12 protein-coding genes are annotated in these 13,113 nt (G+C 71.0%); 8 read left to right on the top strand and 4 right to left on the bottom strand.

What is annotated here, in order from left to right:
• The first annotated feature begins 114 nt into the window (after positions 1-114).
• The 4 genes from E4V01_RS04815 (at position 115) to argF (ending at position 4,177) form a co-directional block, all read left to right on the top strand.
• Complete coding sequence (locus tag E4V01_RS04815; RefSeq protein ID WP_004447062.1) at positions 115-327, top strand: hypothetical protein; 213 nt, start codon at positions 115-117, stop codon at positions 325-327.
• Positions 328-722: 395 nt separating this feature from the next.
• Positions 723-1,628, top strand: coding sequence for an AraC family transcriptional regulator (locus tag E4V01_RS04810; protein WP_135297568.1), 906 nt, complete (start codon positions 723-725; stop codon positions 1,626-1,628).
• Between the two features lie 295 nt (positions 1,629-1,923).
• Positions 1,924-3,114, top strand: coding sequence for an aspartate aminotransferase family protein (locus E4V01_RS04805; protein ID WP_135297567.1), 1,191 nt, complete (start codon positions 1,924-1,926; stop codon positions 3,112-3,114).
• A 112-nt stretch (positions 3,115-3,226) separates the two neighbouring features.
• Positions 3,227-4,177, top strand: coding sequence for an ornithine carbamoyltransferase (gene argF, locus E4V01_RS04800; RefSeq protein ID WP_060771323.1), 951 nt, complete (start codon positions 3,227-3,229; stop codon positions 4,175-4,177).
• A gap of 422 nt (positions 4,178-4,599) precedes the next feature.
• Here the strand turns inward: argF and E4V01_RS04790 are convergent, their stop codons facing one another.
• Positions 4,600-5,067 carry an SRPBCC family protein gene (locus tag E4V01_RS04790; RefSeq protein ID WP_135297565.1) on the bottom strand — a complete coding sequence of 156 codons (468 nt, stop codon included), beginning with the start codon at positions 5,065-5,067 and terminating at the stop codon, positions 4,600-4,602.
• A gap of 17 nt (positions 5,068-5,084) precedes the next feature.
• A complete protein-coding gene (locus tag E4V01_RS04785; RefSeq protein ID WP_135297564.1) occupies positions 5,085-5,507 on the bottom strand; it encodes a glyoxalase/bleomycin resistance/extradiol dioxygenase family protein in 423 nt (140 codons plus the stop codon).
• A 281-nt stretch (positions 5,508-5,788) separates the two neighbouring features.
• Here E4V01_RS04785 and E4V01_RS04780 point away from each other — a divergent pair, with 281 nt between their 5' ends.
• The 4 genes from E4V01_RS04780 to E4V01_RS04765 all read left to right on the top strand — a co-directional run bounded on the left by E4V01_RS04780 (position 5,789) and on the right by E4V01_RS04765 (position 11,397).
• On the top strand, positions 5,789-6,595 hold the full coding sequence (locus tag E4V01_RS04780) for an SDR family NAD(P)-dependent oxidoreductase (RefSeq protein WP_135297563.1): 807 nt from the start codon (positions 5,789-5,791) through the stop codon (positions 6,593-6,595).
• Between the two features lie 3 nt (positions 6,596-6,598).
• Positions 6,599-7,981, top strand: a complete 1,383-nt coding sequence (locus tag E4V01_RS04775) for a dihydrolipoyl dehydrogenase (protein ID WP_135297562.1) — start codon at positions 6,599-6,601, stop codon at positions 7,979-7,981.
• Between the two features lie 223 nt (positions 7,982-8,204).
• Positions 8,205-10,832, top strand: a complete 2,628-nt coding sequence (locus E4V01_RS04770; protein WP_135297561.1) for a histidine kinase dimerization/phosphoacceptor domain -containing protein — start codon at positions 8,205-8,207, stop codon at positions 10,830-10,832.
• A 7-nt stretch (positions 10,833-10,839) separates the two neighbouring features.
• A complete protein-coding gene (locus E4V01_RS04765; RefSeq protein WP_135297560.1) occupies positions 10,840-11,397 on the top strand; it encodes a biliverdin-producing heme oxygenase in 558 nt (185 codons plus the stop codon).
• Positions 11,398-11,461: 64 nt separating this feature from the next.
• Here the strand turns inward: E4V01_RS04765 and E4V01_RS04760 are convergent, their stop codons facing one another.
• Together E4V01_RS04760 and E4V01_RS04755 are read right to left on the bottom strand one after the other, a co-directional pair.
• On the bottom strand, positions 11,462-12,625 hold the full coding sequence (locus E4V01_RS04760; RefSeq protein WP_135297559.1) for a lysylphosphatidylglycerol synthase domain-containing protein: 1,164 nt from the start codon (positions 12,623-12,625) through the stop codon (positions 11,462-11,464).
• Positions 12,618-13,085 (bottom strand): (2Fe-2S) ferredoxin domain-containing protein, encoded by a 468-nt coding sequence (locus E4V01_RS04755; protein ID WP_135297558.1) that lies wholly within the window; start codon positions 13,083-13,085, stop codon positions 12,618-12,620. Before E4V01_RS04755 ends, E4V01_RS04760 begins: the two co-directional genes overlap by 8 nt.
• Positions 13,086-13,113: the final 28 nt, after the last annotated feature.

Below are 13,113 nucleotides of genomic sequence, written 5' to 3'. Positions count from 1 at the left end.
GGAATAATATCCGTACCTTATCCAGCAGAGCGACGCATGGCCGGCGCTCTTATTCCACAGGAAGGCAGAAATACAGAACGTTCTTCCAATATCCTTCGGACAAAGGAGAAAACCATGCAGCAGAACATTGATACCGTCCGCGAGCTGAACGCTGCGGAGCTGGATCAGGTCGGCGGCGGTCTGTCTCTCGGCCTCGATCTCGATCTCAGCAGCGAACTCGGGGCCGTGTCCGGTGTCGTCGATCAGGTGGGCGGCCTCGTCGGCGGCACGCTCGACACCGTGCTCGGCGCGGTGGGCGGCCTTCTCGGCGGCCTGCTCGGGAAGTAATCCGATCGCCTGACACGTCCTCCCACGGAAGCGGCCGACCCCACCGCTTCCGTGGGCCTCGCTCGCGGGCCGCGACGACCGGGTGCGCCCTCGACGGGCACCTCTGCCGCCGGCACGATCGACCCCGCGGATCGAGGGAACGAGCGCGAAGGCGGGTCGTTCTCATCGGAGCGAAGCGTCGCCGTGTCCGCGCCGTCCCGCCGGTTCCGCGCGCAGGGTGGTCCAGACCGCCGAGAGCATCATGCCAAAAGGGGATCTCCGGCTTTCGGAAAAAATGATGTGAAAGCAAGAGGATAGGCCTTGTCCTGGATTTGATGTCGAGGACGAGGCTCTCGGCAGAGGATTTCCAAGTGCGCCCCGGAGGCGCGCCAGCGAGAGGGAGAACGACGCGGCCGATGAGCGTTCCGTTCGTCAACGCTTCGGTGCAAGGCGATCTCAGCGCCCCGCCCGACCGGATTTTCGGCCAGATCCCCGCCAGCGGCCTCGACGGCATCGCCTTCCTCGATTTCGCCTACGAGACGGCGGGGTTCAGCACGCACCGGGTCGATGGCCTCCTCGTCGGCACGTGGCACGGCGGCTGGTACGGCCTGAGCCGGACCACGCTCACCTTCAGCGGCGACAGCCCGCCCGGCAGCGCGCCCTGCGACGTGCGCACCGGCGAGGCCTTCGTTCTGCGCGGGCCCGGCTATGCCGGCCGCACGCTCTGGAGCGGGCCGTGCCGCGGGCGCTATCTCGCCTTCATGCCCGCCGCGGTGGAGCGGATGATCGAGGCGCCGCTCTCGCAGTTCCGAATCGATTCGATCACCTGCGATCTCGCCGAGCGGATGACCCTCTCCCATCTCCTGGCTGCTCTGGGGCAGGCGGCCAGCGGCCACGACAGCGCCGCGGACGCGCTTCTGGTCGACAGCGTGGCGCTCGCGGTGCTGCGCGCCTCCGGCGCCCTGTCGAGCCCGCCCTCCCGCAAGAGCGCGGCGCTCACCGCCCGGCAGGCGCGGCGGGTGCGCGACCTCGTCGCCGCGCGGATCGATGCGCCCCTGTCTCTCGGGGAGATGGCGGCGGTGGCGGGCCTCAGCGAGGGCTATTTCGTGCGCGCCTTCAAGGGCACCTTCGGCGTGACGCCCTACCAATACGTGTTGCGCGAACGCGTGACGCTGGCCCAGTCGCTGATCCGCTCCGGCACGGTCTCCTTGAGCGAGGCGGCTTCACGCGCGGGCTTTCCCGATGCGCGGCGGATGGGGCGGACCTTCCGCAAGATGATCGGGCGCTCGCCGACGGAATCAACCCGGCTGCAGCGGGCCTGAGCGTCTCTCCCGAAACCCCCGCTGCGCCGACGTGTCCAGAGCGGAGGCGATCGGTGGCCGGGCGTTTCGTGAGGCACCCTGAACCCGGAAAGTGGGTGCCGGACGGCACCGCGGCGCGTCGATTTCGGGCGGATCGCGGTGCCGCGGGCCGCCCCGGCGCCGTCCTGCGATTGACAGAAGCCCCTCGTTTCTTAGTAATCGCGCGCGTGCCGCCCGTCCCCCGAGGCGGCACTTTCTTTTGGCGACTTCGGGAGCCATGGCGTTCCCTGGATCGAGCCCGAGGAGACGGACCCGCGTGACCTCCGCCCTGCTGCCGACCTATGCCCGCGCCCCGATCGCTTTCGAGCGAGGCGAGGGCGCATGGCTGGTCGCCGAGGACGGCGACCGCTACCTCGATTTCGGTGCCGGCATCGCCGTCAACGCGCTCGGCCACGCCCATCCGCACCTGGTCGAGGCCCTGACCACGCAGGCGCAAAAGCTCTGGCACACCTCGAACCTGTTCCAGATCCCGGAAGGGGAGCGGCTGGGCCGACGGCTCGTGGACGCGACCTTCGCCGACGTGGCCTTCTTCGCCAATTCCGGTGCCGAGGCCAACGAGGCCGCCATCAAGATGGCCCGCAAGTATCATGCGGCGGGCGGCCACCCCGAGCGCTACCGCATCGTCACCTTCGAGGGTGCCTTCCACGGTCGCACGCTCGCGACCATCGCGGCGGGCGGCCAGCAGAAGTACATCGAGGGCTTCGGCCCGAAGGTGGAGGGCTTCGATCAGGTGCCGGTCGGCGACTTCGCCGCGCTGGAAGCCGTGATCGGCCCGGAGACCGCCGCCCTGATGATCGAGCCGATCCAGGGCGAGGGCGGCCTGCGGGTGATCCCCGGCGAGACCCTGCGGCGCCTGCGCGCGCTCTGCGAGGCGCACGGCCTGCTCCTCATCATGGACGAGGTGCAGACCGGCGTCGGCCGCACCGGCAAGTTCTTCGCGCACGAATGGTCGGGCGTCACGCCGGACATCATGAGCGCGGCCAAGGGCATCGGCGGCGGCTTCCCGCTCGGCGTCTGCCTCGCCACCGCCGAGGCCGCGCGCGGCATGACGGCCGGCACCCACGGCACCACCTTCGGCGGCAACCCGCTCGCCATGGCGGTGGGCAACGCGGTGCTCGACGTGGTGCTCGGAGACGGCTTCCTGGCGCATGTCGAGCACATGGACCTGCTGCTGACGCAGAAGCTCGCGGGCCTGATCGACCGGCACCCCCGCGTCTTCGCCGAATTGCGCGGGCAGGGGCTGATGCGGGGCCTGAAGCTCAACCTGCCGAACACCGAGTTCACGGCGGCCGCCCGCGCGCGGCACCTGCTGGTGATCCCGGCCGGCGACAACGTGGTCCGCCTCCTGCCGCCGCTGATCGTCGGCGAGACGGAGGTGGACGAGGCCGTGGCCCGTTTGGAGGCCGCGGCGACCGATCTGGAGGCGCAGATGCGCGGGGCCGCCTGAGTGATCTCTCACGAAATGCCCGTTGCACCGTCGCGCCAAAAGGCGGGCACGGTCCGTATTCGGGCATTTCGTGAGGCACTCTGAGGGCGGCACCGCGAGCGTAGATATTGAGATGACCACGACCCTGAACGGCAGCGGCCCGCATGTCCGCCACTTCCTCGACCTGAAGGATTTCTCCGCCGAGACCCTGCGCGGTGTCCTCGACCTCTCCGCCGCGATGAAGCGCGCGCGGGTGAAGGGCCAGCGCGCGGCGGAGCGACCGCTCACCGGCAAGATGCTGGCGATGGTGTTCGACCGGCCCTCGACCCGCACGCGCGTCTCCTTCGACGTGGCGATGCGCGAACTCGGCGGCGACACCCTGATGCTGACGGGCAAGGAGATGCAGCTCGGCCGCGGCGAGACGGTGTCCGACACCGCCCGCGTGCTGTCGCGCTTCGTCGACGCGATCGTGATCCGCACCCTCGACCACGGCTTGGTGATGGAGCTGGCCGAGCATGCCGAGGTGCCGGTCATCAACGCACTGACCAAGGCCTCGCATCCCTGCCAGATCATGGCCGACGTGCTGACCTTCGAGGAGCATCGCGGGCCGATCCAGGGCCGCACGGTCGCGTGGTCGGGCGACGCCAACAACGTGCTGGCGAGCTGGGTCCACGCCGCCGCCCGCTTCGACTTCACCCTCAACGTCGCCGCGCCGCAGGAACTGGCGATGCCGCCGGCCCTCGTCGATTGGGCCAAGCGCGAGGGCGCCCGCGTCAACGCCACCACCGACGCCTACGCGGCGGTCGAGGGGGCCGATCTCGTGGTCACCGATTGCTGGGTCTCCATGGGCGACGACGACGAGCATTTCCGCCACAACCTGCTCTCGCCCTACCGGGTGGATGCGGCGCTGATGAAGGCCGCGGCCAAGGACGCGCTCTTCATGCACTGCCTGCCCGCGCATCGCGGCGAGGAGGTCACCGCCGAGGTGATCGACGGCCCGCAATCGGTCGTGTTCGACGAGGCCGAGAACCGCCTGCACGCGCAGAAGGGCATCCTGGCCTGGTGCCTGGGCGAAGCGGCCTGAGGCGAGCCCATCGATCGATCGTAGCCGCCGCCCGGCCGTGCCGGGCGGCGGCGCTGCGTCAACGCCGGTTGGTCGCCGCGCGGCCGCGCTTCCTGTGCTCGCCGCGCAGATGCCTATGGTCGTGGCGCTGACGGGCCGGGTGATGTGCGTGGAAATGATGATCGTGGTGGCGGGGGTTGGGATGCCGATCCGCGGCTCCGACCGGACTGCCGGCCAGGACACCGCCGAACACCACGCCGGCTGCAAGCATCCGGACAAAACGCATCGGTCGCTTCCCGCTGTCGCACGGAGGTCGTGCACAGGCTCGAACGCGCGCCCGAATGTCTATTCCGCGCCGATTTCGGCTCGCGGTGCGTGCCCTCCGTCGAGCCCCGGTCACCCCCGGTTTCGGGATTGGACGTCGATCACCGCCCGCCGCGTCCTCAGAGGTCCCGGACCAGCTCGGTCAACTGGTCGGCGCAGATGCCCCAACCGTGTTCGAACCCCATCGCCTCGTGCGTTTGGCGGTCCTCCAGCGTCCAGTGGCGGGCGCGTGCCGTGTAGCGGGTGCCGCCGGCTTCATCCGCGAAGGTGAGGATCACCATCAGGAACGGTTTCTCGGACGGCACCCAGGCCGAGCGATAGGCGTCGGTGACGACCAGGCGCGTGTCCGGCACCACTTCCAGATAGACGCCCCGGTTAGGCAGATCCTGCCCGTCGGGACTGCGCATCACGATGAAACTCGACCCACCCGGCCGCAGGTCCAGTTCGACGACCGGCGTCGTGTAGGGTTTCGGGGCGAACCAGCGCTTCACCAGTTCCGGCTCGGTCCAGGCGCGCCAGAGCGCCCGGCGGGGTGCCGGAATCAGGCGGGTGAGGACGAGGTCGCGGGGATCGTCGGCGTCGCTCATACTGTGTCCTCCATCCCTCAGGCGGGGGGCTTGGCTTGGTTCATCGCCCAGATCACGCCGAACGGGTCGCGGAGCTGCCCGTAGACGTCGCCCCAGAACATTTCCTGGTAGGGCATCACCACCTCGGCGCCTGCCGCGACCGCCCGGTTCCACCATGCGGCGATGTCCTCGACCGGCAGGAGCAGGCTGAACGATTGCGGCGTCTGGAGCGCGTGGCCGTATTCGGGAAAGGCATCGGAGAGCATCACCGAAGTCCCGTTGATGACGAGGTGGACGTGCATGGTCCGCCCCTTCTCGTCCGGCGGTATGGAGGCGACGATCGTGGCGCCGAAGGCGTTCCGGTAGAACTCGGCCGCCCGCAGGGCACCGTCGAGCGTGAGATAGGCGACCACGCCGCCCTTCGGGGGCACGGCCGGTGACGTCGTGTCGGTCTCGCTCATCGTCGCTTTCCCTGTTCGCCTCTCGGACGTCGGGACGCGGAAGGTGCCGTGCGTCGCCGGTCCGCGCAAAGACTTTTTGGAATGCCGCTTCCCAACGCCACCGCGGTGTCAGGCGGCCCCGGCCTCGTTTCGTCCCTTCGCGCGAACGGTCGGATCGCCGCAGTCCTAGGCCGGATTGGAACGATCCCCGACGCCCCCCGTTGGCCCGCGGTTTTAGCAAATGGTCGCCGCGCCGAGGGCGCACGGTCGAACCGGACGCCGCCAAGGAAGAGGATCGATTCATGGATCTCGGCATCAGCGGTCGCGTCGCGGTGATCACCGGCGGCGATTCCGGCATGGGTTACGCGAGCGCGGAGTATCTGCTGCGCGAAGGCGTCAAAGTCGTCCTCTCCGACCTGAAGGAGCAGGAACTGGGGGAGGCGGCCGCGCGGCTCGCGGCGCTCGGCCCGGTGAAGGCGTGCCAAGCCGACCTCTCGTCGGATGCGGGGGCACGCAAGCTGCGCGACTTCGCCGAGCAGGCCTTCGGCGAGACACCCACCATCCTCGTCAACGCCGCCGGCGTCACCGGCGCCACCGGCGACTTCCTGGAGATCGACGATGAGGGCTGGATGTCGACGATCCAGGCCGACCTGATGGCGGCGGTCCGGATGGCGCGCGCCTTCATCCCCGGGATGCGGACCCAGAAATGGGGTCGGATCGTCTTCTTCACCTCCGAGGACGCGGTGCAGCCCTATGTCGAAGAACTGCCCTACTGCGCCGCCAAGGCCGGCCTGATGAACCTGACCAAGGGCCTCTCCAAGGCGTACGGGCCGGATGGAGTGCTGGTGAACTCGGTGGCGCCCGCCTTCGTGGCCACGCCGATGACCGACGCGATGATGGAGAAGCGCGCCGGGGAACTCGGCGTCTCCTTCGACGAGGCGGTCGAGAGCTTCCTGGAGGAAAAGCGTCCCGGCATCGTCGTCAAGCGCCGCGGCCGGGTCGAGGAGGTCGCGTCGGCGGTGGCCTTCCTGTGCTCGGAGCAGGCGAGCTTCATCACGGGCGAGAACCTGCGCGTCGATGGCGGCGCCGTCCTCACCATGGCGTCCTGAGCGATGCGGGAACTCTCCTGCGACGTCGCGGTGATCGGGGCCGGCAGCGCCGGTATCGCCGCCCACCGCGCCGCCCTCGATGCGGGTGTCCGCGCCGTTCTGATCGAGCAGGGCCCCGGCGGCACCACCTGCGCCCGGGTCGGCTGCATGCCCTCGAAGCTGCTGATCACCGCGGCCGAGGCGGCGCACGAGGCCCGCAAGGCGCATCGGCTCGGTGTCCGGGTCGGCGACGTGCGGGTGGACGGGCCGGCGGTGCTGGCGCGAATACGGAGCCTGCGCGACGACTTCGTCGCCTCCGTGTTCAAGGGCCTCGACGGGCTGCCGCAGGAGACGCGCCTGACGGGCCGGGCGGTGTTCGAGGGGCCGGATGCCTTGCGCATCGGCGACCACACCCGCCTGCGCTTCAAGGCGGCGGTGCTGGCGACGGGCTCCAGCCCGAGCGTGCCCGAACCGCTGAAGGGGCTGGGCCACCGGGTTCTCACCACCGACACCGTGTTCGAGATCGAGGATCTGCCGGCCTCGCTCGCCGTGCTCGGTGCCGGCCCGGTCGGGCTGGAACTCGCGCAGGCCATGGCCCGTCTCGGTGTGGCGACCAGCGTGTTCGACCCCGGCGACAGCCTCGGGGGCTTGGGCGATCCCGATCTGAAGCGGGCCGCCCGCGAGATCTTCTCGCAGGCCTTCGATCTGCATCTCGGCGCGAAGGTCGAGAGCGGTGCGACCGAGGGCGAGGGCGCGCGCCTCGGCTGGAGCGGAGATGGGGACAAGGGCGAAAAGACGTTCGATCGGGTGCTCGCCGCCGCGGGCCGTCCGCCGAACGTTTCGGGAATCGGCCTGGAGCACACCGGCGTGACCCTGAACGACAAGGGTGGCCCGGTCCACGATCCCCGCTCGCTGCTTTGTGAGGGCGCGCCGATCCTGATCGCGGGCGATGCCAATGCCGACCGCCCGGTTCTGCACGAGGCGAGCCGTCAGGGCCGCATCGCCGGGCGCAATGCCGCGCGGCTCGCACGCGGCGAGGGGGCCGAGCGGCCGGAGCGCTGGGTCGCGCTCACCATGGTGTTCAGCGATCCGCAGATCGCCGTGATCGGCGGCGGCTTCGACCCGCAAGCGGATCACCGCATCGGACGCGCCGATTTCTGCGACCAGGGCCGGGCACGGGTGATGGATCGGGCCCAGGGCGGCGTCCGCCTCTACGCGGAGGCCGACGGGCGCCTCGCCGCCGCCGAGCTGATCGGCCCGGAGGCGGAGCATCTCGGTCATCTCCTGGCCTATGCGGTGCAGGACGGGCTGGACGTGCGGCGTCTGCGCGACCGCCCCTTCTACCATCCCACTTTGGAAGAGGGCCTCGACACGGCGCTCTCGGATCTCGTCGACCACCTGAAGTAACCATTTCGCGCCCGGGCTATCGTCCTGCCTTCGCGGGGACGCAGTGTCGTCGCTTTGCAGCTGTCGCTTCCGGCTACGCACTCTGTCGCGGAGGACTGTATGTTATCAGACAAAGATAGGGCTTCTCAGACACTTGGTTCGACTTTCGGGGAGACCGAAACACGTGCCGAAGGCACACCCGGCATTGCCTAACCGGGACGCGGCAGGCATACCGGCTGCCGTAATGGTCGATCCGTCGCAGATGCACGCCGTGGGGCCGAACGGTGGTCCGGTCGACCTTCCGGTCGATCTCGATGCCTTGACCGCCGAGCAGCGGGATGAAGTCGGCGTGGGCATTCTCGCCCTCGACGCCGTCGGGATCGTGCTCGCCAGCAACCGGGCTGCGGGAGCGCTGTGCGGCCTGCCGCCCGCGGCGATGATCGGGCGCAACTTCTTCCGCGAGATCGTGCCGAGCACCAACGTGCCGAGCTTCTACGGCCGCTTCCTCAGCGGCCAGCGCCGGGGCGTGGCCGCCCAGGCCTTCGAGTTCGTGTTCGGCCGCATCCCGGCCCCGCTGCGGGCGCGCATCGGCCTGCAGGCCGGCGCGAACGTGGGCACGTGGCTGACGATCACGCCGCTGGAGCAGATCGCCGCCGGGCCGTCGCGCGAGGCGGTGCTGGCCGCGATCGCCCAGCGCAGCCGGGCCGAACCGGTCGATCCGAGCCTGTGCGAGCGCGAGCCGATCCACATCCCCGGCTCGATCCAGCCGAACGCGGTCATGTTCGCCGCCGACGCGGCGACCCTCGAGATCCTGGCCTTCAGCGCCAACGCCGCCGACGTGCTGGCGCCCGAACTGTTTCCGCCCAGCGGCCTCGCGCTCGAGGCGGTGCTGCCCGGCGCGATCGTCTCCGCGATCCGCGACGGGCTCGCGGCCCACACCCTGACCGACGGGCGGCTCCTGCGCCGCACGCTCACGCTTCCGCCGCGGGACGAGCGCTTCCACCTCGTGGCGCACGCCCATCTCGGCCGGGTGATCGTCGAGCTGGAGCTGGCGCCGGACCGGCCCGAGGACTTCCTCGCCGCGAGCCCGCTCGACGCCGAACTCGCCATGATGCGGCTGCGCGCCGCCGAGACCCTGACCGAGGCGGCCCAGATCGCCGCGCTCGAGATCCGGGCCATGACCGGCTTCGAATCGGTGCTGGTCTACCGGTTCGACGCGGAGTGGAACGGCGAGGCCATCGCCGAGGACATGGTGCCGGACTGGCAGCGGCCGCTGATCGGCCTGCGCTTTCCCGCCTCCGACATCCCGGCCCAGGCGCGCGCGCTCTACACCAAGGCCAAGAGCCGCTTCGTGATCGACCGCGACTGCGTGCCGGTGCCGCTGATGGCCGACCGGGCCGCGGGCAACGCGCCGATCGACCTCACCTTCGCCCAGAACCGCACCCTCTCGCCGATCCACCTCGAATATCAGCGCAACCTCGGCGTCGACGGCTCGATGTCGATCTCGATCATGGTCGAGAACCGGCTCTGGGGGCTGATGATCGGCCATCACCGCCGGCCGCACTACGTCGCGCCGGAGACCCGCGCGGCGGCGACCGTGCTCACCGATGCCTTCGCCATGCGGGTGCAGGAGATCGAGGGCAAGGCGCTGTGGAGCGAGCGCCAGCGCCATCTCGACGTGCAGGGCCGGCTGGTGCGCGGGCTCACCCGGTCCGACGACTTCGTCGCCTCCCTGACCCAGGGCACCCCGACCCTGCTCGACCTGTTCGGTGCGACGGGCGCGGGCATCGTTTCGGACGCGGCCGTCTGCCTTGTGGGCACGACGCCGCCCGAGGCCGCGATGCGCGCGCTGGCCGACTGGCTGCGGGAGAGCCTGCCGGCCGGCGAGACCACCTTCGTCACCGACACGCTGACGCTGCACCACGCGCCGGCCGCCGCCTTCACCGAGATCGCCAGCGGCCTGCTCGCGGCCTTCGTCGGCACTTCGCGCCAGCACCTGCTGCTGTGGTTCAAGCCCGAGGTGCCGAGCACCGTGACCTGGGGCGGCGACCCCCGCAAGCCGGTCCTGCCCGGCAGCGGCCCGGTGGCGGTGCTGCCGCGGCGCTCGTTCGAGCGCTGGATCGAGGAGCGGCGCGGCCATTCCACGCCGTGGGCGACGTGGAAGGTGGCGCTCGCCGCGCAGCTCGCCGACGCCGTGGACGGCGTGGTGCTGCGCCAGCGCCGCAAGATCGACGAACTGACGGAGCTGCTGGCCGACAAGGAGCGCCTGCTGGAGCAGAAGGATCTGCTCACCCGCGAGATCGACCACCGGGTGAAGAACTCGCTGCAGATCGTGACGGCCTTCCTGCACATGCAGCGGCGGCAGATCGCCGATCCGGAGGCGCGCCAAGCCTTCTCCGAGACCTCGGCCCGGGTGATGAGCGTCGCGCGCGTGCATGACAGCCTCTACCAGGGCGAGAGCATGGAGCAGGTCGATCTCGGCCAGACCATCCAGGCCCTGTGCAGCGACCTCGCCGGCATGGCCGGCGACGAGCACAGCGTCGAGCTGACCGCCGAGCCCGGCCTGATGGTGCCCTATCGGCACGCGGTGGCGCTCTCGCTGATCACCACCGAACTCGTCACCAACGCGTTCAAGTATGCCGGCAAGCCCGACAAGGGCGCGCGGATCAGCGTCTCCGTCGCGGGCGGCGAGGGCGAGGGCGTGCGGCTCAGGATCTGCGACGACGGCGAGGGCATGCCGCCGGGCTGGGAGAACGCCAAGGCGCGGGGCACGGGCCTGGGCATGAAGCTGATCCGGGCCATGCTCGACCAGATCGGCGCCCGCCTCGACGTCGAGAACGCCGACGGCGCCTGCTTCACCGTTCACGCCTGAGCCTCGCTTGATCGACAGCCTGCACGCCCGCCTGCGGGACGCCACGCAAGGGGCGCACGAGGCGCTGGAGCGCGACCTCGATTGGGAGGCGCGCGTGGCGACGCTGCCCGGCTACCGGGCTCTGCTGATTCGTCTGCGCGGCTTCCACGCCGCCTATGAGCCGGCGATCGCGGCCGCGCTCGCGGACGCAGCCTTCTTCGATCCGCGCCGACGACTCCCGGCCGTCGATGCGGATCTGCGCGCCCTCGATCGCGCGGCGCCCGACACCGTGCCGGCGCCCGATGCGCCCCGTCTCGACGGGGTGGGCGCGGCTTTGGGGGCGCTCTACGTGCTGGAGGGCTCGACGCTGGGGGGCGCCGTCATCGGCCGCCACGTCGCCCGCCTGCACGGGGAGGGCGTGCCGCTGGCCTATTATGCCGGCCGCGGCCGCGCGACCGGGCCGCTCTGGCGGGCTTTCCGCGAGCGGCTGGATGGGTTGCCGGAGGCGGAGGCCGCCGCCGCCTTCGCCGCCGGCATCGCGACGTTCGAGGCGATGCGCGGGTGGCTGACGATGAGCGAGGGCTGAATCGCCCCCTTCCAGGGCTCTGCCCCGGACCCGCGAAAGGACTTGTCCTTTCGAAACCCGGTATTCACCGCGGCGGCAGCACCTGCGCCCGCTTGGCTTCCAGGGTCTGCCAGACGATCAGCGAGGGCAGGCCCAGCGCCACGTCGGGCACGCGCTTGGCGAGCGACAGGGCGATGGCGGTGCCCGCATCGAGCCCGAACAGGGCGCCCACCACGACGAAGCCGCCCTCCTGCACGCCGAGCCCGCTCGGGACGGCGAAGGCCGCCGACTTGATCGCCTGCGAGAGCGATTCCAGCACCAGCACCTCGGTCAGGCTCACCTCGACCCCGATGCAGGCCAGCACGATCCAAATCTCGGCCGCGCCGAGCCCCCAGGCCACGGCGTGCAGGGCGACCGATTGAGCGATGGGCCCGCGGCGGTCGCGGGCCCAGACCGCATCGAGGGCCTCCTGCACCGAGAGGATGCCCGCCGCGCCCGCCTCCGGCTTCGCCCCCTCCGGGGCCGCCGAGCGCAGGAAGCGGCGCCCGAGGGCGGCGAGACGCCGTTCCAGCCCCCGGGCCGCACCCAGCGTCTGCAGGGCGAAGAAGGCGGCCACCGCCACCACCGCCACCGCGGCGGCCTGCGTCGTCCACCACGCGAGCACGGCGGCGGCCTCCCCCGGCAGCCGCCAGAGCAGGCCGGCGCCGAGCCCGGTGAAGGCCACCTGCGTCGCGACCTGGATCAGCATGTCGGCCAGCAGCGAGGCGGCCGCGAGGCTGCCCGCGAGGCCCCAGAAGGTCAGCAGGCGCCCGCCCACCACCTCGCCGCCCACCGAGGCGACCGGCAGGAGCACGTTCACGCCCTCCCGCACGAAGCGCAGGATCACGAAGGCGCCGGTCTCGACAGGGGGCTCGGTGGCGGCCGTCGCGGGATGGGCGTGACGTCCCGACGGCGGGATGCCGCGCAGCACCCGCGCCCAGGCGAGCCCGCACAGCAACACGATGACGGCCCGCACCCCCACGATGGCGCCCAGTCCCGCCGGACCGATCCGCCCGAAAGCCGCACCGATCGCCGCAATATCGTTGGTGGCGACGAGCCAGACGCCCAGCCCCAGCCCGACCAGGGTGCCGAGGAGCGGCAACCGGCGCAGCAGCCCGCGCAGGAGACGCTCCGGCAGCGGCCTTTCGGCAGGCCGGTCCGAGGAGGAATGTTCGTGCCCGTCCCCACGGCGGGCGGGGGCCTCAACCATTGGCGGCTCCATCGGCGGGGGCTGCCGGGCTCGCCTCGGACATTTCGAACACCACGACGGGTGCGGCCGGCGGCGGCACCACGGTGGCGAGGGTGAGTGCCGCGGGGCCGATTGCATCGAGCGTCGGATCGACGAGGATGACGCGGCGGCGCGCCAGGGATTCCGGTGTGGCCAGTGTCAGCATCCGCTTGGGGCAGGGCCCGAGACAGCCCGTCTCCAGCACCCGGACCTTGCCGGCGCCCCTGCTCGCGCCGTCGTCGCGCGCGCCCTGCCGGAACGCCCGCTTGACGGCACGGCCGAGCTGCTTGCGGTCCACGCCCTGGCGCTTGGCGCATTTGCGGCAGACCAGCACGAGGTCCGAGAAGCCCGCCTTGGCCGTCCTCACCTTGGTCGTCTCGACCCGGTCCGATTCAACCCGGTCTTCTCGGGCCGCCCCGCCCGGATCCTGCCGCCGTCCCACATGTCCCCCCGTCCGGCCCTGCTCGCTT

This window comes from Methylorubrum sp. Q1 (assembly GCF_004683995.1).
Classification (GTDB): Bacteria; Pseudomonadota; Alphaproteobacteria; order Rhizobiales; family Beijerinckiaceae; genus Methylobacterium.
Note: the sequence above shows the minus strand (reverse complement) of the source record. Positions and strands in the feature narration are given on the sequence as shown.

Bases quoted from the DNA above. Each gene is read 5' to 3' on its own strand.
- E4V01_RS04815 (WP_004447062.1), top strand. From the start codon at position 115: ATGCAGCAGAACATTGATACCGTCCGCGAGCTGAACGCTGCGGAGCTG.
- E4V01_RS04810 (WP_135297568.1), top strand. From the start codon at position 723: ATGAGCGTTCCGTTCGTCAACGCTTCGGTGCAAGGCGATCTCAGCGCC.
- argF (WP_060771323.1), top strand. From the start codon at position 3,227: ATGACCACGACCCTGAACGGCAGCGGCCCGCATGTCCGCCACTTCCTC.
- E4V01_RS04790 (WP_135297565.1), bottom strand. From the start codon at position 5,067: ATGAGCGACGCCGACGATCCCCGCGACCTCGTCCTCACCCGCCTGATT.
- E4V01_RS04785 (WP_135297564.1), bottom strand. From the start codon at position 5,507: ATGAGCGAGACCGACACGACGTCACCGGCCGTGCCCCCGAAGGGCGGC.
- E4V01_RS04780 (WP_135297563.1), top strand. From the start codon at position 5,789: ATGGATCTCGGCATCAGCGGTCGCGTCGCGGTGATCACCGGCGGCGAT.
- E4V01_RS04775 (WP_135297562.1), top strand. From the start codon at position 6,599: ATGCGGGAACTCTCCTGCGACGTCGCGGTGATCGGGGCCGGCAGCGCC.
- E4V01_RS04770 (WP_135297561.1), top strand. From the start codon at position 8,205: ATGGTCGATCCGTCGCAGATGCACGCCGTGGGGCCGAACGGTGGTCCG.
- E4V01_RS04760 (WP_135297559.1), bottom strand. From the start codon at position 12,625: ATGGTTGAGGCCCCCGCCCGCCGTGGGGACGGGCACGAACATTCCTCC.